This window comes from Streptomyces sp. NPDC055400 (genome assembly GCF_053644375.1).
In genome coordinates, this window is sequence record NZ_JBSHLM010000006.1 from 1 (window position 1) to 17,310 (window position 17,310).

Annotated in this window: 18 protein-coding genes; 4 read left to right on the forward strand and 14 right to left on the reverse strand. The window is 69.6% G+C overall.

Translation table 11 applies throughout. The features are described from left to right. Nucleotides 1–116 precede the first annotated feature (116 nt). The 4 genes from ACWIGU_RS16955 to ACWIGU_RS16970 are packed head-to-tail and all read right to left on the reverse strand — an operon-like array spanning nt 117 to nt 3,775. The gene (locus ACWIGU_RS16955; RefSeq protein WP_454401623.1) at nt 117–779 is read right to left on the reverse strand and encodes a response regulator; all 663 of its coding nucleotides are present in this window, start codon (nt 777–779) and stop codon (nt 117–119) included. Then, nucleotides 776–2,038 (reverse strand): sensor histidine kinase, encoded by a 1,263-nt coding sequence (locus tag ACWIGU_RS16960; protein WP_454401625.1) that lies wholly within the window; start codon nt 2,036–2,038, stop codon nt 776–778. Before ACWIGU_RS16960 ends, ACWIGU_RS16955 begins: the two co-directional genes overlap by 4 nt. Before the next feature lie 37 nt (nt 2,039–2,075). Further along, nucleotides 2,076–2,849 carry an ABC transporter permease gene (locus ACWIGU_RS16965; protein ID WP_454401627.1) on the reverse strand — a complete coding sequence of 258 codons (774 nt, stop codon included), beginning with the start codon at nt 2,847–2,849 and terminating at the stop codon, nt 2,076–2,078. Next, nucleotides 2,846–3,775 (reverse strand): ABC transporter ATP-binding protein, encoded by a 930-nt coding sequence (locus ACWIGU_RS16970; protein ID WP_454401629.1) that lies wholly within the window; start codon nt 3,773–3,775, stop codon nt 2,846–2,848. Before ACWIGU_RS16970 ends, ACWIGU_RS16965 begins: the two co-directional genes overlap by 4 nt. A gap of 104 nt (nt 3,776–3,879) precedes the next feature. Here ACWIGU_RS16970 and ACWIGU_RS16975 point away from each other — a divergent pair, with 104 nt between their 5' ends. Then, nucleotides 3,880–4,452, forward strand: coding sequence for a GNAT family N-acetyltransferase (locus tag ACWIGU_RS16975; RefSeq protein ID WP_454401631.1), 573 nt, complete (start codon nt 3,880–3,882; stop codon nt 4,450–4,452). Here the strand turns inward: ACWIGU_RS16975 and ACWIGU_RS16980 are convergent. The 10 genes from ACWIGU_RS16980 to ACWIGU_RS17025 form a co-directional block, all read right to left on the reverse strand. After that, nucleotides 4,449–6,005: a TraM recognition domain-containing protein gene (locus ACWIGU_RS16980; RefSeq protein ID WP_454402362.1), complete on the reverse strand. Its 1,557-nt coding sequence runs from the start codon at nt 6,003–6,005 to the stop codon at nt 4,449–4,451. The two genes, ACWIGU_RS16975 and ACWIGU_RS16980, sit on opposite strands and share 4 nt — an antisense overlap. Before the next feature lie 100 nt (nt 6,006–6,105). Next, nucleotides 6,106–7,536 carry an ATP-binding protein gene (locus ACWIGU_RS16985; RefSeq protein ID WP_454401633.1) on the reverse strand — a complete coding sequence of 477 codons (1,431 nt, stop codon included), beginning with the start codon at nt 7,534–7,536 and terminating at the stop codon, nt 6,106–6,108. Nucleotides 7,537–7,551: 15 nt separating this feature from the next. Beyond that, nucleotides 7,552–9,111 (reverse strand): SCO6880 family protein, encoded by a 1,560-nt coding sequence (locus ACWIGU_RS16990; protein WP_454401635.1) that lies wholly within the window; start codon nt 9,109–9,111, stop codon nt 7,552–7,554. Further along, nucleotides 9,108–10,457: a hypothetical protein gene (locus tag ACWIGU_RS16995; protein ID WP_454401637.1), complete on the reverse strand. Its 1,350-nt coding sequence runs from the start codon at nt 10,455–10,457 to the stop codon at nt 9,108–9,110. The genes ACWIGU_RS16990 and ACWIGU_RS16995 overlap by 4 nt, the downstream gene beginning before the upstream one ends. Then, a complete protein-coding gene (locus tag ACWIGU_RS17000; RefSeq protein ID WP_454401639.1) occupies nt 10,447–11,256 on the reverse strand; it encodes a hypothetical protein in 810 nt (269 codons plus the stop codon). The genes ACWIGU_RS16995 and ACWIGU_RS17000 overlap by 11 nt, the downstream gene beginning before the upstream one ends. A gap of 143 nt (nt 11,257–11,399) precedes the next feature. Beyond that, a complete protein-coding gene (locus tag ACWIGU_RS17005) occupies nt 11,400–11,708 on the reverse strand; it encodes a hypothetical protein (protein WP_116512240.1) in 309 nt (102 codons plus the stop codon). A gap of 269 nt (nt 11,709–11,977) precedes the next feature. After that, on the reverse strand, nt 11,978–12,211 hold the full coding sequence (locus tag ACWIGU_RS17010; RefSeq protein ID WP_356273674.1) for a DUF397 domain-containing protein: 234 nt from the start codon (nt 12,209–12,211) through the stop codon (nt 11,978–11,980). Between the two features lie 766 nt (nt 12,212–12,977). After that, entirely contained in the window at nt 12,978–13,199 is a 222-nt protein-coding gene (locus tag ACWIGU_RS17015) for a DUF397 domain-containing protein (RefSeq protein ID WP_454401641.1), read from the reverse strand. Between the two features lie 7 nt (nt 13,200–13,206). Then, nucleotides 13,207–13,398, reverse strand: coding sequence for a DUF397 domain-containing protein (locus tag ACWIGU_RS17020; RefSeq protein WP_454401643.1), 192 nt, complete (start codon nt 13,396–13,398; stop codon nt 13,207–13,209). A gap of 11 nt (nt 13,399–13,409) precedes the next feature. Continuing rightward, nucleotides 13,410–14,255 (reverse strand): helix-turn-helix domain-containing protein, encoded by an 846-nt coding sequence (locus tag ACWIGU_RS17025; protein ID WP_454402364.1) that lies wholly within the window; start codon nt 14,253–14,255, stop codon nt 13,410–13,412. Nucleotides 14,256–14,448: 193 nt separating this feature from the next. Between ACWIGU_RS17025 and ACWIGU_RS17030 the strand changes: the two genes are divergently transcribed. The 3 genes from ACWIGU_RS17030 (at nt 14,449) to ACWIGU_RS17040 (ending at nt 17,267) form a co-directional block, all read left to right on the forward strand. After that, nucleotides 14,449–14,889, forward strand: coding sequence for an ATP-binding protein (locus ACWIGU_RS17030; protein ID WP_454401645.1), 441 nt, complete (start codon nt 14,449–14,451; stop codon nt 14,887–14,889). Nucleotides 14,890–15,289: 400 nt separating this feature from the next. Further along, nucleotides 15,290–16,312, forward strand: a complete 1,023-nt coding sequence (locus tag ACWIGU_RS17035) for a C40 family peptidase (protein ID WP_454401647.1) — start codon at nt 15,290–15,292, stop codon at nt 16,310–16,312. Nucleotides 16,313–16,547: 235 nt separating this feature from the next. Next, nucleotides 16,548–17,267: a phosphatase PAP2 family protein gene (locus ACWIGU_RS17040; RefSeq protein WP_454401649.1), complete on the forward strand. Its 720-nt coding sequence runs from the start codon at nt 16,548–16,550 to the stop codon at nt 17,265–17,267. Nucleotides 17,268–17,310: the final 43 nt, after the last annotated feature.

A 17,310-nucleotide genomic window follows, 5' to 3' on the forward strand; every position in this document is an offset into this window, starting at 1 on the left:
CCCTGTGGGAGAGTAGGACGCCGCCGAACTATTTTTGATAAAAAGCCTCGTTCCCCGAGTGAAAACTCGGGGAACGAGGCTTTTTTGCGTTCCCGGCCATAAAGCAAGCCGCGGATTCACGCCGGCTCCACCAGCTTCGCGTCGTAAGCCACGATCACCGCCTGCACCCGGTCTCTGGCGCCCGTCTTTGCCAGGATGCGACTCACATGGGTCTTCACCGTCGACTCGGCCAGGTGCAGGCGCGCGGCGATCTCCGAATTCGTCCAGCCCTGGGCGATGACCGTGAGGATCTCGCGTTCCCGGTCCGTGAGGGCGGCGATGCGCGGATCGGGGCCCTGGGGTGTGTTCGTGGCCGGCAAGTGCTGGACGTACGCGTCGAGGAGACGGCGCGTCAGGCTCGGGGCGACCACCGCGTCGCCCGTCGCGACCGCCCGGATCCCGGAGAGGAGTTCCTCCGGCAGCGCGTCCTTGACGAGGAATCCGGACGCTCCCGCGCGCAGGCCGTCGTAGGCGTACTCGTCGAGGTCGAACGTCGTGAGGATCAGGACCCGGGTGCGGGCGCCGGACGCGACGATGCGGCGCGTGGCCTCGATGCCGTCGAGGCCCGGCATGCGGATGTCCATCAGGACGACGTCCGGGTGGAGGCGTGCCGTGAGGCGGACCGCCTCGGCGCCGTCGCCCGCCTCGCCGGCGACCGTCAGGTCGTCCTGGCTCTCCAGCAGCATGCGGAAGCCGAAGCGCTGCATGGGCTGGTCGTCGACGATGAGCACGCTGGTCACAAGGAGGGTTCCTTCGGGAGGTGGAGACGGACGCGCCAGCCGCCCGGGGGCGTGGGCAGCGGGCCTGCCTCAAGTGTGCCGTCGTAGAGGGAAGTTCGCTCGCGCATGCCGGTCAGGCCGCGTCCCGCGCCCGGCTCCGGCGGGCGGCCTCCGCGGCCCGTGTCCGTGACGCTGACCCGTACCCCGTCGTCCCCGTACGTGACGTCGACGGCGGCGGCGGCGCCCGGACCGGCGTGCTTGAGCGTGTTGGTGAGCGCCTCCTGCACGACGCGGTACACCGTCAGTTCCTTTCCAGGGGCGAGGGAGCCCGGGCGGCCGCGCAGCGCGAGGCGTACGGGCAGGCCGGCCGCGCGTACTCCGTCGACCAGCTGGTCCAGGTCCGTGAGCGCCGGCTGGGGGGCCAACTCGGCCGTGAGCACGGCCTCTTCGCGCAGGACGTCGAGCAGACGGCGCAGTTCCGCGAGGGCCTGGCGACTCGTCGTCGCGATGGCCTCCAGCGCCTGCCCGGCGCGCTCGGGGCTCTTGGCCGCCGCGTAGGAACCGCCGTCGGCGAGGCCCGTGATGACGGAGAGGTTGTGGCCGATGATGTCGTGCATCTCGCGGGCGATGCGGGTGCGTTCCTCTGCCGCGGCGAGCCGGGCCTGCTGGTCGCGTTCGACCTCCAGGCGGCGGGCGCGCTCGACGAGGGACGATGTGTACTCCTGGCGGCTGCGGACCGCGATGCCGAGCAGTGCCACCAGGGTGATGGCCCAGACCTGCGGGACGATCTGCTGGTCCCAACTGCCCTTCGGATAGCGGGCGACGCCCACGACGACCGGCACGATCGTCAGCGCGCAGGCGGCGGCAAGGAGCTTGAGGGGGCGGCGCAGCGCGACGTTGAACACGACGATGAGCTGGACCAGCGCCGCCTGGAGCAGGGCGCCCGTCCAGCTGTTCACGACACCCGCCGCCACCATCACCGCGAGGGTCGTCATCGGGCGCGTGCGGCGCCACAGCAGGGGCACGGTCAGAGCGAGACTCAGGCACAGGACCAGCGGGCCCGGTACGTCGGTGTTGTGGGCGATGTTGCGCCAGCCGCCGCCCGTGTAGTCGATGACGGCGGCGGTCACGAAGAAGCCCGTCAGGTGCAGGTCCCAGACGAGCGGGCGGCGCCGGTCGGAGGCGCGCACCCGCTCGGTGAGCCGCTGGACGTGAGCGGTGAGGGGGAAGGGGGCTCGCTCGGGCCCCTGGGTCCTGTCGTCCGTCACCTCGTCCGTCACCGCTTCATCCTCGTACGGGAAAGGGTTCCGCGGGGCGTCATACGTCGCGGCGCCTGAGGAGCAGGGCCGCGGCCGTGAGGACCGCGGCGGCCCACAGGGTCAGGGAGAGGAGACCCATGGCGGGCGGGACCGAGTCGGCGAGCCGGGTGGCCGAGCCGAGGGATTCGGCGGACTGGGTCGGGAAGTAGTTGACGGCGCTGTCCACGGCGTCGTACGGGAGCATGCCGAGGATCTCGGGGAGGATCATCACGCCGCCGACGAAGGCGCCGATCGCGGCCGGGACCGAGCGGAGCAGGGCGCCGAGGCCGAGGGCGATCAGGCTCATCAGGGTGATGCCGGCGGCGTTGCCCGCGAGGGCGCCGAGGACGCCCGCGTCGGTGAGCGAGGTCGCCTTGTCGCCGTCGGAGAGCCAGATCTGCGCGACCAGGAACGTGACCACGTTCGTCACGAAGCTCAGGGCGAACGCGACGGCCACGAACACGCCGGCCTTGGACCACAGCACGGGCAGCCGGCGCGGGACCGCCGTCAGCGAGGCGCGGATCATGCCCGTCGAGTACTCGCTCGCCGTGACCAGGATGCCGAGGACGGCGACGCAGATCTGCGAGAGCTGGGTGCCGAGGAGGACGAAGACGACCGTGTCGATCTCGGAGTCGTCGCCGTCGTACGTCGAGCCCATGGTGACGCCGACGGCGAGGACGAGGGCGCTCGCGACGGCGAGGGTGATCCACGTGGAGCGCAGGGTCCAGAACTTGTGCCACTCGGAGCGCAGTACGCGGGGCGCGGTGACGCGGTAGGGGACTGCGGTGGTCATGCTGCTGCTCCCGTCAGGGCGGTGGCCTGGTACTCGACCGAGTCGTGGGTGAGGTCCATGAAGGCCTGCTCCAGCGAGGCGGTCTGCGGGGTGAGTTCGAAGAGGGGGATGCCGTGCGTGGCGGCGGCGCGGCCGATGTCCGGGGCGTCGGTGCCGCGGACGTGCAGGGTGTCGGGGGACTCGCCGGCGACGTCGACGCCGGGGGCGCCGGACAGGAGCTCGCGCAGGCGTACGGCCTCGGGCGTGACGACCTTGACGTAGGCCGCGCCCGACTCGCGTACGAGGTCGGAGACGGTGGTGTCGGCGAGGAGACGGCCGCGGCCGATGATGATGAGGTGGTCCGCGGTCAGGGCCGTCTCGCTCATCAGGTGCGAGGAGACGAGGACCGTACGGCCCTCCGCGGCCAGGGACTTGAGGAGGTTGCGGACCCACAGGACGCCCTCCGGGTCGAGGCCGTTGACCGGCTCGTCCAGGATGACGGTGGCCGGGTCGGCGATGAGCGCGGCCGCGATGCCCAGGCGCTGGCCCATGCCGAGTGAGAAGCCCTTCACGCGCTTTCCCGCGACCTCGGTGAGGCCGGTCAGCGCGAGGACGTGGTCGACGCGGGAGCGCGGCACGCCGTGCGTGTGGGCGAGCACCATGAGGTGGTGGAACGCGGTGCGGCCCGGGTGGACCGAGCGGGCCTCCAGGAGGGCGCCGACCTCGTGCAGGGGCGCGGCGTGCGCGGCGTAGGCGCGGCCGCCGACGGTGGCGCGGCCCGAGGTGGGGGCGTCGAGGCCGAGGAGCATGCGCATGGTGGTGGACTTGCCGGCGCCGTTCGGGCCGAGGAAGCCGGTGACGGTGCCCGGGTTGACCGTGAAGGTGAGGTCCTGGACGACGGTCTTGTCGCCGTAGCGTTTGGTGAGTCCGTGTGCCCTGATCGTCATGCTTCGACGGTAGGAAAAGGGGCCGGTACGGGGCGTCCGCCCGCGGTCCGGAGCTGCGGAAAACGCGTAGTACCCCGGTACGACGGTCCCGTAGGGTCCGCCCCATGGAGCCTGCCGAGAAGTACGTCGTACGTCCTGTCCGGTCACAGGAGTGGGAGGCGGTGCGGGAGATACGGCTCGCGTCCCTGCGCGATCCGGCGGCGCCGATCGCCTTCCTGGAGACGTACGAGACCGCGCTCGCGCGGCCCGAGGAGTTCTGGCGGGACCGGGCCGGACGGTTCGAACTCGACGGCTCCGCCCGGCAGTTCGTCGCCGAGGGAGCGGACGGCCGGTGGTGGGGGTCTGTGACCGTGCGGATCGAGGAGGCCGGTGCGCCGCTCGCGTTCGGCGAGACGAGCGACGTGCGGCAGGCGCATCTCGTCGGCGTGTACGTGCGGCCCGAGCACCGGGCGAGCGGCGTGACCGAGGCGCTGTTCCTGGCGGCCGTGGAGTGGGCGCGGTCGCTGGAGGGCCTGGAGCGGGTGCGGCTGTACGTGCACGAGGACAACGCGCGGGCGCAGGCGTTCTACCGGCGGTTCGGCTTCGTCCCCAGCGGGGCGAGCGTGGCGGTGCCGTCGGACCCGTCGAAGTACGAGTACGAGATGGTGCTGGAGTGGCCCGAGGGCGACAGGGCCTAGGGGGCCGGGAGCTCGGCGTGCGGCCAGCGGGCCCGGCCCTGTTCCCGGGAGCGGAGGAGGGCCAGGGTCGGCAGACCCCGGTCCGCTCCGGTGGACAGCAGCTCCGGCAGCTGGGGAAGCGGAGCCACCGCGGCGACATCGTCGAGGACGAGCGCCATTGGTGGGTCGAGCCGACCGGCGGATGACCGTTCGGCCATGCGCCGGCCGTGCTCGACCACGCTTGAGGCGAGGGCCGTGAGGAGGGGCATCGCGCCCGGGTCCGTCTTGGGATCCTCGATGGCTTCACCCACCACATAAAGCGTGCCCCCTTCGTTCACGAAGGAATCCAGGGTGAGCGCATCAGTTCGGTTTGGGGTGCAGGCCTCGCGGATGTGGACCGAGAACAGCGAGGACAGAGCGCGCGCCGTCAACTCCTGTGCCATGTCCCGGCGTTCGGCGTGCGAGGTGAGCGCGGCCTCCAGCTCGCCCGCGGCACCGGCCGCGGCCTTCGGGCTGGTACGCAGAATGCGTATGGCCTCCTGGACCTGACTGCCCTGCGCCCAGCGGTGCACGTGCCGGAAGGGCTTCGTGTCCACGGCGGCGGCGTGCAGAAAGCTCCGCAGCAGCGTCTCGGCCGTGTCGGCGGTGGCCATGTCGAGTTTGACGGTGGGCCGGATCGGGGCGAGGAGCGCCGTAGCCCGGGACGCGGCCGTGGGCCTGTCCTCGCAGCCCTGCGCCGGGTTCCAGTGGAGGCGGGCCGGGGTGTCGCACAGGTGGGTCGGGTCGTAGACGAGGACGGGGCCGAGCTTCGACCGGGCGTCCTTGGTCTCGGCCCACACACGCGCCGACGACGTGACGACGAGGACGGGACCCTCGGCGTCCCGGATGGCCTGAATGGCCCGCGGGGCGCGGGTCTCGGCGGGGCCGAGGACGACGGGGCCGCGGGGGGCGGGGACGGTCATGGGGGCGGCGGCCGGGGTGTCGGGACTCGCGAGGTGCTCGAGATGCTCGTGGTGCAGGTCGTGCGCGTGGCGCTGGTCGTGCCTGTGACTGTCAGGGGGCTCCGCCCCAGCTGCCGGGAGGACCTCCGAGACCGTGGTCCGGGCAGCGGGTGTGACCGCGGGCGCCGGTTCGGCCGACGCAGCGGCGGCGGCCTCCTCCCGGCGCCTCCGCCGTACGGCCCGCCACCGCGCCACCGTCCCCGCGACGAACACCGCGAGCACGATCAGCACGAGCACCTGGCCGATGAACAGGCCCCAGAACAGCCCGTACCCGGAGAGCTGCCCGTCCGGGGTGTCCGGCCACGCGCCCGGCAGGTCGTGCGGGCGGCCGATGAGGGAGCGCATCGCCACCGGCGTGTGGCGGATCGTCACGCCGTCCGGCCAGGCGCCCTTGGAGAACAGGCCCGACAGGCCCGTCGCCGTCCACACCATGACGGTCATGCCGAGCAGGAACGCGAGCACGCCGAGGAGCAGCCCGTCGGGAACGCCGCGTTCCCGTTCCCGCGGGGCGGGGCCACCCCGGCCCCGCTCTCCGTACCTGTCGTCCCGCTCGTAGGCGTCGTGCCGCCGCATCCCGCTCTCGCTCTCGCCGAGCCCCACCAGTAACTTCCCAGACCTCAGACCCCAGACCTCAGGTCTCAGGCCCCAGGCCCCAGACCTCAGACCCCGGACCTCAGGCCACCGTCGACTCCGACGAGTCCTTGTAGCGGTCGCCCATGTGCTGTTCCACGAACGCGGCCGCCCGCTCCTCCGCCTCCAGGTCGGCGGCGCGCATCGCGTCGTCGTCGCCGAGCGACTCGGCGGAGGACTCCGTCATGGCGCGGTCGGTGAAGACCAGCGGCCGTTCCGTCTCGGTGATCAGGTGCTTCACGACCTGGACGTTCCCGTTCACGTCCCAGACCGCGATGCCCGGCGTCAGCGAGGGGATGATCTCCACGGCCCAGCGTGGCAGGCCGAGTACGAGACCGGTGGCCCGTGCCTCGTCGGCCTTCTGGGCGTAGATGGTCCTCGTCGACGCCATCTTCAGGATCGCGGCCGCCTCCTTGGCCGCGGCCCCGTCCACCACGTCACTGAGGTGGTGGACGACCGCCACGAACGACAGGCCGAGCCGCCGCCCGAACTTCAGGAGCCGCTGGAACAGCTGCGCCACGAAGGGCGAGTTGATGATGTGCCACGCCTCCTCCACCAGGAAGATGCGCTTCTTGCGGTCCGGCCGGATCCAGGTGTGCTCCAGCCACACGCCCACGATCGCCATGAGGATCGGCATGGCGATGGAGTTGCGGTCGATGTGGGAGAGGTCGAAGACGATCAGCGGGGCGTCGAGGTCGATACCGACCGTCGTCGGACCGTCGAACATGCCGCGCAGGTCACCGTCCACGAGCCGGTCGATGACGAGGGCGACATCAAGCCCCCACGCCCGTACGTCGTCTATGGCCACGTTCATCGCTTCCGCCGACTCGGGTTCCGGGTGGCGGAGCTGCTCGACGATGTCGGTCAGGACGGGCTGGCGGTCGACGATGGTCTCGTTGACGTAGGCGTGCGCGACCTTGAGGGCGAAGCCGGAGCGCTCGTCGAGGCCGTGCCCCATGGCGACCTCGATGATCGTCCGGAGCAGGGCGAGCTGCCCGGTCGTCGTGATCGCCGGGTCGAGCGGGTTGAGCCGGATCCCCATGTCCAGAGCGGCCGTGGGGTCGAGCCGGATGGGGGTTATACCCAGCTCCTGGGCGATGAGGTTCCATTCACCGACCCCGTCCTCACCCTGCGCGTCGAGGACGACGACCTGGCGGTCCTTGAACCTCAGCTGCCGCAGGACGTACGTCTTCTCCAGCGCCGACTTGCCGTTGCCGGACTCGCCGAGGACCAGCCAGTGCGGCGCGGGCAGCTGCTGCCCGTACAGCTGGAACGGGTCGTAGATGTAGCCCTTGCCGGAGTAGACCTCGCGGCCGATGATGACGCCCGAGTCGCCGAGGCCGGGGGCGGCCGTCGGCAGGTAGACCGCCTGGGCCTGCCCCGTCGACGTACGGACCGGAAGCCGGGTCGTCTCCACCTTCCCGAACAGGAAGGAGGTGAAGGCGTCAGTGGCCATGGACAGCGGATCCCGCATCTCAGAGCCCTGCCTCTACCGTCGGATGCCGGTCGCGAACGGCAATGTGTTGACGAAGGCCCGGTGGTGCTCGCGGTCGCACCACTCCAGCTTCAGATAGGACTTGCCGGCGGAGGCGCGGATCGTGCGCTTGTCGCGCGCGAGGCTCTCCGGGGAGCGGGAGGAGACGGTGATGTAGCCGACGAGATTGACTCCGGCCGCGCCGCTCGCGAGGTCCTCGCCGCGCTGGTCGAGGCGCGTGTTGGCGGCGACGTCGCGCGGGTCGATGGTCCGGTTCATCTTGGCGGCGCGGCTGGCCTCCGCCTCGTCGTTCGTCTTCTCGGTGAGCATCCGCTCGATGGCGACCTCGGTGGGTTCCAGGTCCATCGTGACGGCCACGGTGCGGATGACGTCGGGGGTGTGGACGAGGAGCGGCGCCAGGAAGTTCACGCCGACCGGCGTCATCGGCCACTCCTTGACCCAGGCGGTGGCGTGGCACCAGGGCGCGCGCGTCGAGGACTCGCGCGTCTTGGCCTGCAGATACGTCGGCTCCATCGCGTCCAGCTCGGCCGGCCAGGCGTTGCGCTTGGTCATGGCCTGGATGTGGTCGATCGGATGGTCCGGGTCGTACATGGAGTGCACGAGCGAGGCGAGCCGCCCCTGCCCGAGCGGCTGCCGCACCCGGATGTCGGCCTCCTGGAGGCGCGAGCAGATGTCGGTCAGCTCGCGCGCCATGACGACCGCGAGCCCGGCGTCCCGGTCGACCTTGCGGCCGCTGTGGGGACGGGCCGCGCGCGCCATGGCGTGCGCCTCGGCGGCCAGCTCGCGCGTGTAGTGCATGCAGGCCACGAGGTAGGCGCGGTGCTGCTCGCTGCTGGTCGACACCATCGACTGGAGCTGGTCGTACGACTGCTGCAGCCAGCCCGGCGCACGGTCGTCGCCGCGCACGGCGACGTCCTTGGCGTGCGCGTCGGGGTCGGCGGGGAGCGTGCGGGCGAGCATCTGCAGCCGCGTGACGAACCCGTCTCCGTTCGCGACGTGCTTCAGGAGCGTCCCGAACCGGTCGACCAGCGCCTCCTGGTCCTCGCTGTCCCGCAGCCCGACACCGGGGCCCTCGATCTCGATGGCGGCGGTGACGGTCCGCCGGTCGGCGTGCAGCAGTACGGCGATCTCGTCCGGCCCGAACGGCGCGGCCAGCCAGGTCAGCCGGCCGATGCCGGGCGGCGGCCCGATCTCCACCTCGCGCCCGTCGAGCCGCACCCCCGCGTCCATGGCCCGCGACCGGTACGTCGTGCCGCGCTTCAGCTGCCGCTTGTAACTGCGGTTGATCTCGAACCACTTGTAGAAGGTGCGGTGCTTGTACGGGATGTAGACGGCCGCGAGCGCGATCAGCGGGAAGCCCAGGAGCAGCATGATGCGCAGGGACAGGGCGGGGACGAGAAGCCCGCACATCATGCCCAGGAAAGCGCCCCCGATGATGAGGGCGATCTCGCCGGTCTCGCGGTTCCTGCCGACGATGGCGTTCGGCCGGGCACGGCCGATCAGATACGTACGGCGGGGCGTGACCGATGGGGACACATGGGACTGGGTCGTCAACGCCCTGCACCTCCTTGCCGATTGCTGTTGCCGGTGTTCCCGCCGTTACGAGCATTGCGCGCGTGCGGCGTGTTCGTGGGACTCGTACGGGGCGGAGGTGCGGCGGAGGGGACAGATCCGCCGCCACCGCCACTGCCCCCGGAGGAGGGGCGCGTGCTGTGTGCGGCCACGCCTCCCGACACGGGGTTCGCGGGGCGGGCCTGGGACTGGCCGCCACCGCTGCCGCCGCCACCGTCCGCGCGGGCGCTGTGCGTCTTGATGCCCTGCGAGACGAGTGCGGCGGGTGAACTGATGACCGCGGCCGCCTTGTTCTCGGCGCCGCGCATGATGCGGTTGTTACGGCCGTTGGCGATCTCGTCGCCGAAGCCGGGTACGAAGCGGTAGATCATGCCGCTGGCGAAGATCGCGAGCAGCACGATGGCGAGACCGGAGACGACGGCGGCGAGGGAGTCGGGCCCTTCCGACCCCGACAACGCACCCGCGAGCCCCAGCACGATGACGATCACCGGCTTCACCAGGATCACGGCGATCATCACGCCGGCCCAGCGGCGGACGTGTCCCCACAGGTTCTTGTCGACGAGCCCTGCGTAGACGACGACGCCGAGCAGCGCGCCCACGTACAGCAGCACGGCCCGCAGATACAGCTCCAGATAGAGCACACCGGCGGCGAGGATCGACACGAGCGAGACGACGATCAGCATGATCGGCCCGCCCCCTATGTCGTCGCCCTTCTTCAGCGCCTCGGAGAACGTCCCGAAGAACGCGTCCGTCTGATCCCCCGTCGCCTTCGCCAGCACATCCGAGACCCCGTCCGTCGCGGATACGACGGTGTAGAGGATCAGCGGTGTGAACGCGGACGCGATGACGGTGAGCCAGAGGAACCCGATGGCCTCGGAGAGGGCGGTACCGAGGGGGACACCCCGGACGGCCCTCTTGGCCACGGCGAGCAGCCACAGCAGCAACGTGAGAATCGCCGACGCCGCGAACACGATGGCGTACTGCTGAAGGAACTTGGGGTTGGTGAAGTCGACGCTGGCGGTCTGCTTGATGGACTTGCTGAGCATGTCCACGGTCCATGACGCGGCGTCGGCACAGCCCTTGGCGAGGGAGGAGAGGGGGTCCAGGGGATTGGTGGTGCCGGGGGGTGTGGCGGGGGTTCCCCCGCTTCCGGATTTGCCGTTGCCGCGTTCGCAGTAGGCCTTGGCGGGGCCGTGGATCAGATCGCACGGATCGTTCGAGTTCTTCGGGTCTGGCGCTGCGTAGGCGCGCGTAGCCAACAGGAACGCGGCGGTCTGCACAGCCGTGATGGCAGTGGTGAGCTTGAGCATGTGCCGCTTAACGGGCATACGTGAACCCTCCGTACCCCTCGACCGCGTTCGCGATCTCGTCAGAACCGGAGGCCCGCTCGTCGCCCGGGACCGGGGCGGGACCGTCCTTCTGGGAGTGCGTGACGATCTTCCAGTCCCCGCCGGTCCACTCAAGCTTCATGGAGATGGTGAACCAACTGTTCGTGACCGGGTTCTTCGAGTTCTCTCCAGCCATACCGAGCAGCCCGCTGCACCAGACGGCGACGTTCGCCGTGCTTGCCGAGTAGTCGGTCGCCTTGGTACCGATCGGGGTGGTGCGAGAGACGAAGGTGTAGCCCTTGGGCGACGATCCGTCCGCATTGAGCCCGACGTTCGTGTTGAACTCGGGGGAGTAGGCCTTGTCGAGGGTGCCCTCGAAGCCGGTCACGCGGGAGGGTGTGATGACCTCTTGGAGGATGCGGTCCCGTTGCGCTTTGTTGAACATCTCCGCCGAACCGAGCTGAACCGCATAGTTCGCCGCAGCGCTCTGCGCCCCCTGCTCATCATGGGCGAAGCCCGACCTGACGGGCTTTGTTCCGGTCGCCGCCGTCGGAGACGTATCCGGCTTCTTCGCGTTGCCGTCGTCCGAAGAGGAATCGCCCCGGTTCGCGAAGGCGATCGCCGCGACGAGGAGGACCACTACTCCGACCACCGTGATGAGGCTGCGCGACGAAGACCGGGCAGGTCTGCGCGCAGCGCCCCCGTACACATCGCCCTGCCCCCCGTCGGGCAGACGCGTGCGGGTCTGGCCCGTGCCGCCGTAGAGGCCGTCGTCGTCGTTGCCGTCGCCCGGACTCATCCCGCGTACGCCCCCTCAGGCTCGTGCTGAACCGCCACGTACGACGGTAGCCGCGCTGCTTTCCGCGCGGGCGCGGTGTGGTGACTCGACATCAGGGAGTTGCAACCTCAGTGCAGGTGAGACCGGAGCGGGCGGAACAGGGGCTAGATCGCCATGCCGTAGACGATGGTGAAGAGCGTGCCGAGTGAGCCGATGATGAATACGCCGGTCAGGCCCGCGATGATGAGGCCCTTGCCCTGCTCGGCGCTGAACGTGTCGCGCAGGGCCGTCGCGCCGATTCGTTGCTTGGCCGCGCCCCAGATGGCGATGCCCAGGCACAGCAGGATCGCCACCGCCATCACGACCTCGACCATCACCTGAGCTTCCTTGCCCAGATTCTGGAATGGGCCCCAGTCGGGGGCGATCCCGCCGATGATGGTGTCGATGTTGCCCTTGCCGGCTGCCAGCAGCATGTGTAACTCACCGCCCCATGTGGGTAGTTCTGTCGCCCCCGCCGCAGCGCAGAGGTCAGGCCCATTCTTGCCCAGATCGCCGCGGATGCCTGCCGACTTGGCGCCATTCCTTGGCTGAGTTCCTACGTCTTCACATGGTTGCGTATACGAGGGAACGTATGGTCACTCTGTGTATCACGCTGCGTCACTCCGGGCAATGAACCTCAGGTCTGTGCCGTGACCTGAACGGTGACGGTTCGTTGGCCACTCACTGACCGTCGCCGGCCGCGTCAGAGGCCCTCGGCGAAGTGGTCGAACTCGCCTGCCTGTACGCCCAGTACGAAGGCGTCCCACTTCGCGCGGGTCGTGGTGACGACGGTGTCCGGGGCGGACGTCTCGCGCAGGTACACGAGGTCGCCGGCGCCGAACGCGATCTCGATCCAGGGGCCGTCCCCGGTCGCGTCCTCGGGGGCGGCGCGGGTCCAGTCGAGCTGGGCGGGGGGCTGGGTTTCGTTGTGGGGCAAGGGTCGTCCTTCCCGGGGGTCACTGATGAAAAGCGAATGGGGTGGCTGGGGTCCGTGGGTGGTTGCTGGCGGCCTCCGTACGCCGTCCTTTTCTCTGCGGCCAGGTGGGGGCTGACTTTCGTCGCTTGATGTTCGTACGGGGGAGGGGGGTTCCTCATTCGCTCCGACCACCAATGGGCTCCGGACGACCAAGAACCAAAAGCCAAAGACGGCGGCTACGGGGAAGGAGGGGAGGGGCGGCGCGGTGAGCTGCCGGGTGCGGGCGGGTTCGTACGTGGGCCGGTTCGCATGCGGGTGGGGGTTCGAATGCGGGTGGGGTTCGGCTGTGGCTGTGGCTGTGGCTGTGGGTGTGGGTGTGGGTGCGAGGGAGGAGGGGTGGGGCTGCCCGAACTGGCCTGAATCTGCCAGTCATGAGGGCGCTGCCAGGGGGCGGTTCTCTGAGCTGCGCATACGTCGAAGGTTTGCGGGGTGTGATGTCCGTGGGGGGTGGGAGTGGCAGATCTCGGCCTCCGAAGGGGTCGTTTGCCCCCAACCGACCGGCCGCAGCCGCCGACGAGAGAGCAGACCGACCCCGGACCTGCCGCGTGCACTTCTTGCTGTTGCTGCCTGCTTTTCGTCTTTGGCCTTGGTGGTACGGAGCCCATTGGGCGTTGAAGGGAAATTTGGCTCCCCCTTCAGCCCCGTACGAAGATCAGCCGACGAAAGTCAGCCCCCACCGAGCCGCAGACAAAAGGACGGCGTACGGAGGCCGCCAGCAACCACCCAGTTACCCCAGCCACCCAATCTGCTTTTGATCGGTAACCCGCACCCGCCGCACCAGCGCGGCGAAAGCGGCGGGGGTGGCGGTGAGTACCGCTCCGGCGGGGTCGGCGGATTCGGTGAGAAGGACGGCTCCGTCTTGGTCGGCGGCTATGTGGACGCAGGAGTTTCCCTGGGCGCAGTAGGACGACTTCTGCCAGGTGAGGTCGGGCATGGTGTGTCCCTTCACGGCGATCTCAGTCGCGATTCGGCTCTTGCTTGAGTGCGCGGAGCAGATGTGAGAAGGCGGCGGGGGTGGCGGTGAGTATCGCTCCGGCGGGGTCGGCGGATTCTGTTATGTGGATCGCGCGGGTCGTGTCGGCGGCGACGTGGACGCAGGAGCTGCCCTCGGAGCAGTACGACGACTTCTGCCACGTGTGGGTGGGCATCTTGGTTCCCTTCACAGTTCTTGGGCCAGGCTGTGGATGAGGTCGCGGGTCTTCCCGGGGTCGAGGGTGACGGCCTCGATTCGGTCGAAAAGGGTTCGGTACTTGTGCAGCTGGGCCTCGGCATCCAGAAAGGCGATGCCGTGGGACTGGTCGAGGTAGATCGTGTCGAGCTGAGATACGAGGCCGTGCACGTAGTAGATCGATTGGCCTGAGCCCGGAAAGGCGCCGACGTCGAACGTGATGGCTCGCAGCGTGATGTGGTCCCGCTCGCTCATGTCGAGCAGGTGTTGAAGCTGTTGCCGGGACACCGCGGGGCCGCCGACCTTCATCCGCAGGGCGGCCTCATGAATGATCGCCGAATACGGAACAGGGTCGTCCCGGAAGAGGATCGCCTGCCGCTTGATACGGAACGACATGCGGTGTTCCACATCTGGGGGCGAGAGTTCCGTGACTCCCTGGCGAAAGATCTCGCGCGCATGGTCAACAGTCTGGAGCAGCCCTGGAATGCGCGCCGTGGTGGCATCCCTCAACGACTGTGCGTGGTGCTCCAGTTCGGCCAGGTCGAGCAAGGTGCAGGGCAGGAGTTCGCGGTACTCCTCCCACCAGCCGCGCTTGCGGTCCGTCGTCATGCGGGTGAGCGCTTCGACGAGGACGCTGTCGGGGCAGTCGTAGTAGCCGGCCAAGCTGCGTACACGGTCGGGGCTCACGCCAAGGCGGCCTGCCTCCATGTTGCTGACTTGGTTCTGCTTGATGCCGAGGAGTGCTGCCGCCTGGGTCGAGGTCAGGCCGGCACGCTCGCGGAGCTTTCGCAGCTCGCTCCCCAGCCGGAGCTGCCGCCCGGTGGGGGTGTTCCTCATCGCCACTGTCGCCCTTCCGATGCCCTCACCCACACGAATGAAAGATAAACACGTTCGTGCAACTCGTACTAAGACCTTAGCCCTTGGCGCTACCTTCGTGTTCACGCGCCCCGCCCAGAAGTACCCCGCTCGACGGAGCGGCCCGGTCACTGGGCACCGTCCAACTCCCTTCCTCCGTAAGGAGACAGGCTCGATGGCAACCGTATCCCCGCCCCCCTGGACCTACGCCCTCCATCTCCCCCACGACCCCCGCGCCCCCGGCATCGCCCGCGCCACCCTCCGGCTGGTCCTCGATGCCCATGGCCTTGCCGACCTCTCCGACGACGCCGAACTTCTCGCCTCCGAACTTCTCACCAACGCCCACCTCCACACCACCGGCCCTTACGCCCTGCGACTCGGGCCCGCCGCCGTTGATCCCGGGCGGCTCCGGGTCGCCGTATGGGATTCGAACCCCCGGATTCCGCCCGGCTTCGGGCCCGTCCGCAATGGGGACGTGCCGCCCGAAAGTGCGGAGGGCGGGCGGGGGTTGCACCTGGTCCGGGCCTGCGCGCAGGCGTGGGGCGCGTATGCGCTCGGTGACGCGCAGGGCGGGAAGCTGCTGTGGGCCGAGTGTGCGGGAAGCCGTGGACGGTGAGGGTCCTGATCGCCATGCTGGTGCGTCATGAGTGACCAACCGGCGTGCGGCAGATGGCGGTTACCCGACAGGGGCCTGCTCAAAGGCAGGTCGCTCATGGCGGTCGCGGTCGGCTGCATGCTCGTCCTTGCGGGGTGCGCTCTCGCGCTGCCCGGGCTTCCCCAGTCGCCCACCGGCTACGCGGACATCCCCCCGCGCGATGTCGTCGTCGAGCGCGGCGACGCGGCGTCGGGTGAGATGGCGCGGGCGATGGTCGGGTCGGGGGGACCTGGTGACGTGGGGTCCGGCGTGCGTGATTCGGACAATCCGGGGGGTGCGTCTTCGTCATGAGGGCCGGTGAGAACGCTGCCCACCTAGACTGAGGCCCGGCGTACTACCGGGCTTCGAGGGGCGGTTGACGGTGCGTAAGGCGTGGGTCGTCGGGGGTGCGCTCGCCGCCGGGGGGACCGGGTTCGTGACGCTGCTCGTCGTCGGTACGTACATGGCCGCAGGCTCTCTCGCGAGCGGGGTCGGCAAGGGGGCCGTGGGGCTCGCCAAGGGGGCCGTGCCCTCCGCGTACCAGTCGATCGTGCAGGAGTGGGGGAACCTCTGCCCCGCGATCAATCCGGCGCTGCTCGCCGCTCAGCTGTATCAGGAGAGCGGGTTCAACCCGAACGCGAAGAGTCCCGCGAAGGCGCTCGGGATAGCGCAGTTCATCCCGGGGACGTGGGCCGCGCACGGGGTCGACGGTGACGGGGACGGGGACCGGGACATCTGGGATCCGAAGGACGCCATTCCGTCCGCCGCCTCGTACGACTGCTCGCTCGCGAAGTACGTGAAGGACGCGCCGGGCAATCAGACCGAGAACATGCTCGCCGCTTACAACGCGGGTGCGTACGCCGTCATCAAGTACGGAGGCGTACCGCCGTACCGCGAGACGCAGAACTACGTGAAGACGATCACGAACCTGGAGAAGAGCTTCGCGCGGCCGGCCGGCCGTGTGCAGCCGTCGCAGCAGGCGGCGGGGGCTATTTATTACGCGCAGAAGAAGCTCGGGACCCCGTATCTGTGGGGCGGGAACGGGACCGCCGATCAGGGCGGCCGGTTCGACTGCTCGGGGCTGACGCTCGCCGCGTACCGGGAGGTCGGGATCGGGCTGCCGCGCGTCGCGAACGACCAGTACAACGCCGGGCCGCACCCCAAGCGGGACGAGCTGCTGCCGGGGGACCTCGTCTTCTTCTCGGACGACCTCACCGACAGCCGCGCGATCCGGCACGTCGGGATCTATGTGGGCGGCGGCTACATGATCGACGCGCCGCGGCCGGGTGCCGTGATCCGGTTCGACCCGGTCGATACACCCGACTATTTCGGGGCGACGCGGGTGACCGAGGATGGTGCGAAGGCGGTGCCGAGCGAGAGGCCGGCCGGGAACTCCCAAGTGTGATGTGGCCGGAACTCTCCGTGAGAGCCCTGCCCTGAGCTGCGGCTTCGTGTCTCTCTTCGATAACGTCTGCGTGATCATTCGGTGGAGTGCGGAACGAAGGGGAGGGTGCCGTGCGTTCCTTTTCCTGAGCCGATCGCGGATCGACGAAGACCGCGGATCTATGACCACGGGGGTGGACGAGCGGCGCACGACCGTGTGCGCCCACTGAGCAGCAAGACGAAGGGGCCGCGGCGAGATGGCTGGACTGGCTGGACTCTCGGCACTCGGGGCCTCCGGGTCCAACCCCGACGTCGGTCTGCTCTACGACATCAACGGCCTGGCGAAGGACGCCCCCGGCTGGGTCGACAGCGCCATGGCGTTCGTCGGTGAGTACGGTCTGCTGCTCGCGCTCGTGCTGCTCACCCTGTGGTGCTGGTGGGGCGTGCGGAAGCGGGACTCGCTCGACGACGCCGCCTCGTCCGTCGCCTCCGTCGTATGGGCCCCGCTCGCGGCCGGAATCGCCGTCCTGGTGAACGTGCCGATCCGCGGTTTCGTCGAGCGGCCCAGGCCCTTCACCGACCACGAGGGCCTCGACGTCCTCGTCGACGGCAAGTCGGACTTCTCCTTCGTCAGTGACCACGCGACGCTCGCCATGGCCATCGGCGCCGGCCTCTTCGTCGCCCACCGCAAGTTCGGGTTCATCGGTCTGGGGCTGGCGGTGCTCGAAGGGTTCTGCCGGGTCTTCATGGGAGTGCACTACCCGACCGACGTCGTCGGCGGATTCGCCCTCGGCACGGCGGTGGCACTGCTCCTGTCGCCGCTCGCGTCCGCGCTGCTCACCCCGCTGGCGCGCGCCGTCGGGCGGACGACGCGGCTGCGGTGGCTGGTGTGGTCGCCTAGCGGTGCGGCGCAGTCTCAGGAGACGGTGGAGATTCCTGAGCCTCGGGAGTCCGAAGAGCGGGATCTGGCCGCTTAGCCCTCTCTGCTTCACGTCGGCACAGCAGGACGGTACCGCCGGC

Excerpts from the sequence above, each read along its gene's own strand:
- ACWIGU_RS16980 (WP_454402362.1), bottom strand. The coding sequence starts at position 6,005 with ATGCGGCGGCACGACGCCTACGAGCGGGACGACAGGTACGGAGAGCGG.
- ACWIGU_RS16995 (WP_454401637.1), bottom strand. The coding sequence starts at position 10,457 with ATGCCCGTTAAGCGGCACATGCTCAAGCTCACCACTGCCATCACGGCT.
- ACWIGU_RS17025 (WP_454402364.1), bottom strand. The coding sequence starts at position 14,255 with ATGAGGAACACCCCCACCGGGCGGCAGCTCCGGCTGGGGAGCGAGCTG.
- ACWIGU_RS17040 (WP_454401649.1), top strand. The coding sequence starts at position 16,548 with ATGGCTGGACTGGCTGGACTCTCGGCACTCGGGGCCTCCGGGTCCAAC.
- ACWIGU_RS16970 (WP_454401629.1), bottom strand. The coding sequence starts at position 3,775 with ATGACGATCAGGGCACACGGACTCACCAAACGCTACGGCGACAAGACC.
- ACWIGU_RS17020 (WP_454401643.1), bottom strand. The coding sequence starts at position 13,398 with ATGCCCACCCACACGTGGCAGAAGTCGTCGTACTGCTCCGAGGGCAGC.
- ACWIGU_RS17005 (WP_116512240.1), bottom strand. The coding sequence starts at position 11,708 with ATGCTGCTGGCAGCCGGCAAGGGCAACATCGACACCATCATCGGCGGG.
- ACWIGU_RS16965 (WP_454401627.1), bottom strand. The coding sequence starts at position 2,849 with ATGACCACCGCAGTCCCCTACCGCGTCACCGCGCCCCGCGTACTGCGC.
- ACWIGU_RS17000 (WP_454401639.1), bottom strand. The coding sequence starts at position 11,256 with ATGAGTCCGGGCGACGGCAACGACGACGACGGCCTCTACGGCGGCACG.
- ACWIGU_RS16985 (WP_454401633.1), bottom strand. The coding sequence starts at position 7,536 with ATGCGGGATCCGCTGTCCATGGCCACTGACGCCTTCACCTCCTTCCTG.
- ACWIGU_RS16975 (WP_454401631.1), top strand. The coding sequence starts at position 3,880 with ATGGAGCCTGCCGAGAAGTACGTCGTACGTCCTGTCCGGTCACAGGAG.
- ACWIGU_RS17030 (WP_454401645.1), top strand. The coding sequence starts at position 14,449 with ATGGCAACCGTATCCCCGCCCCCCTGGACCTACGCCCTCCATCTCCCC.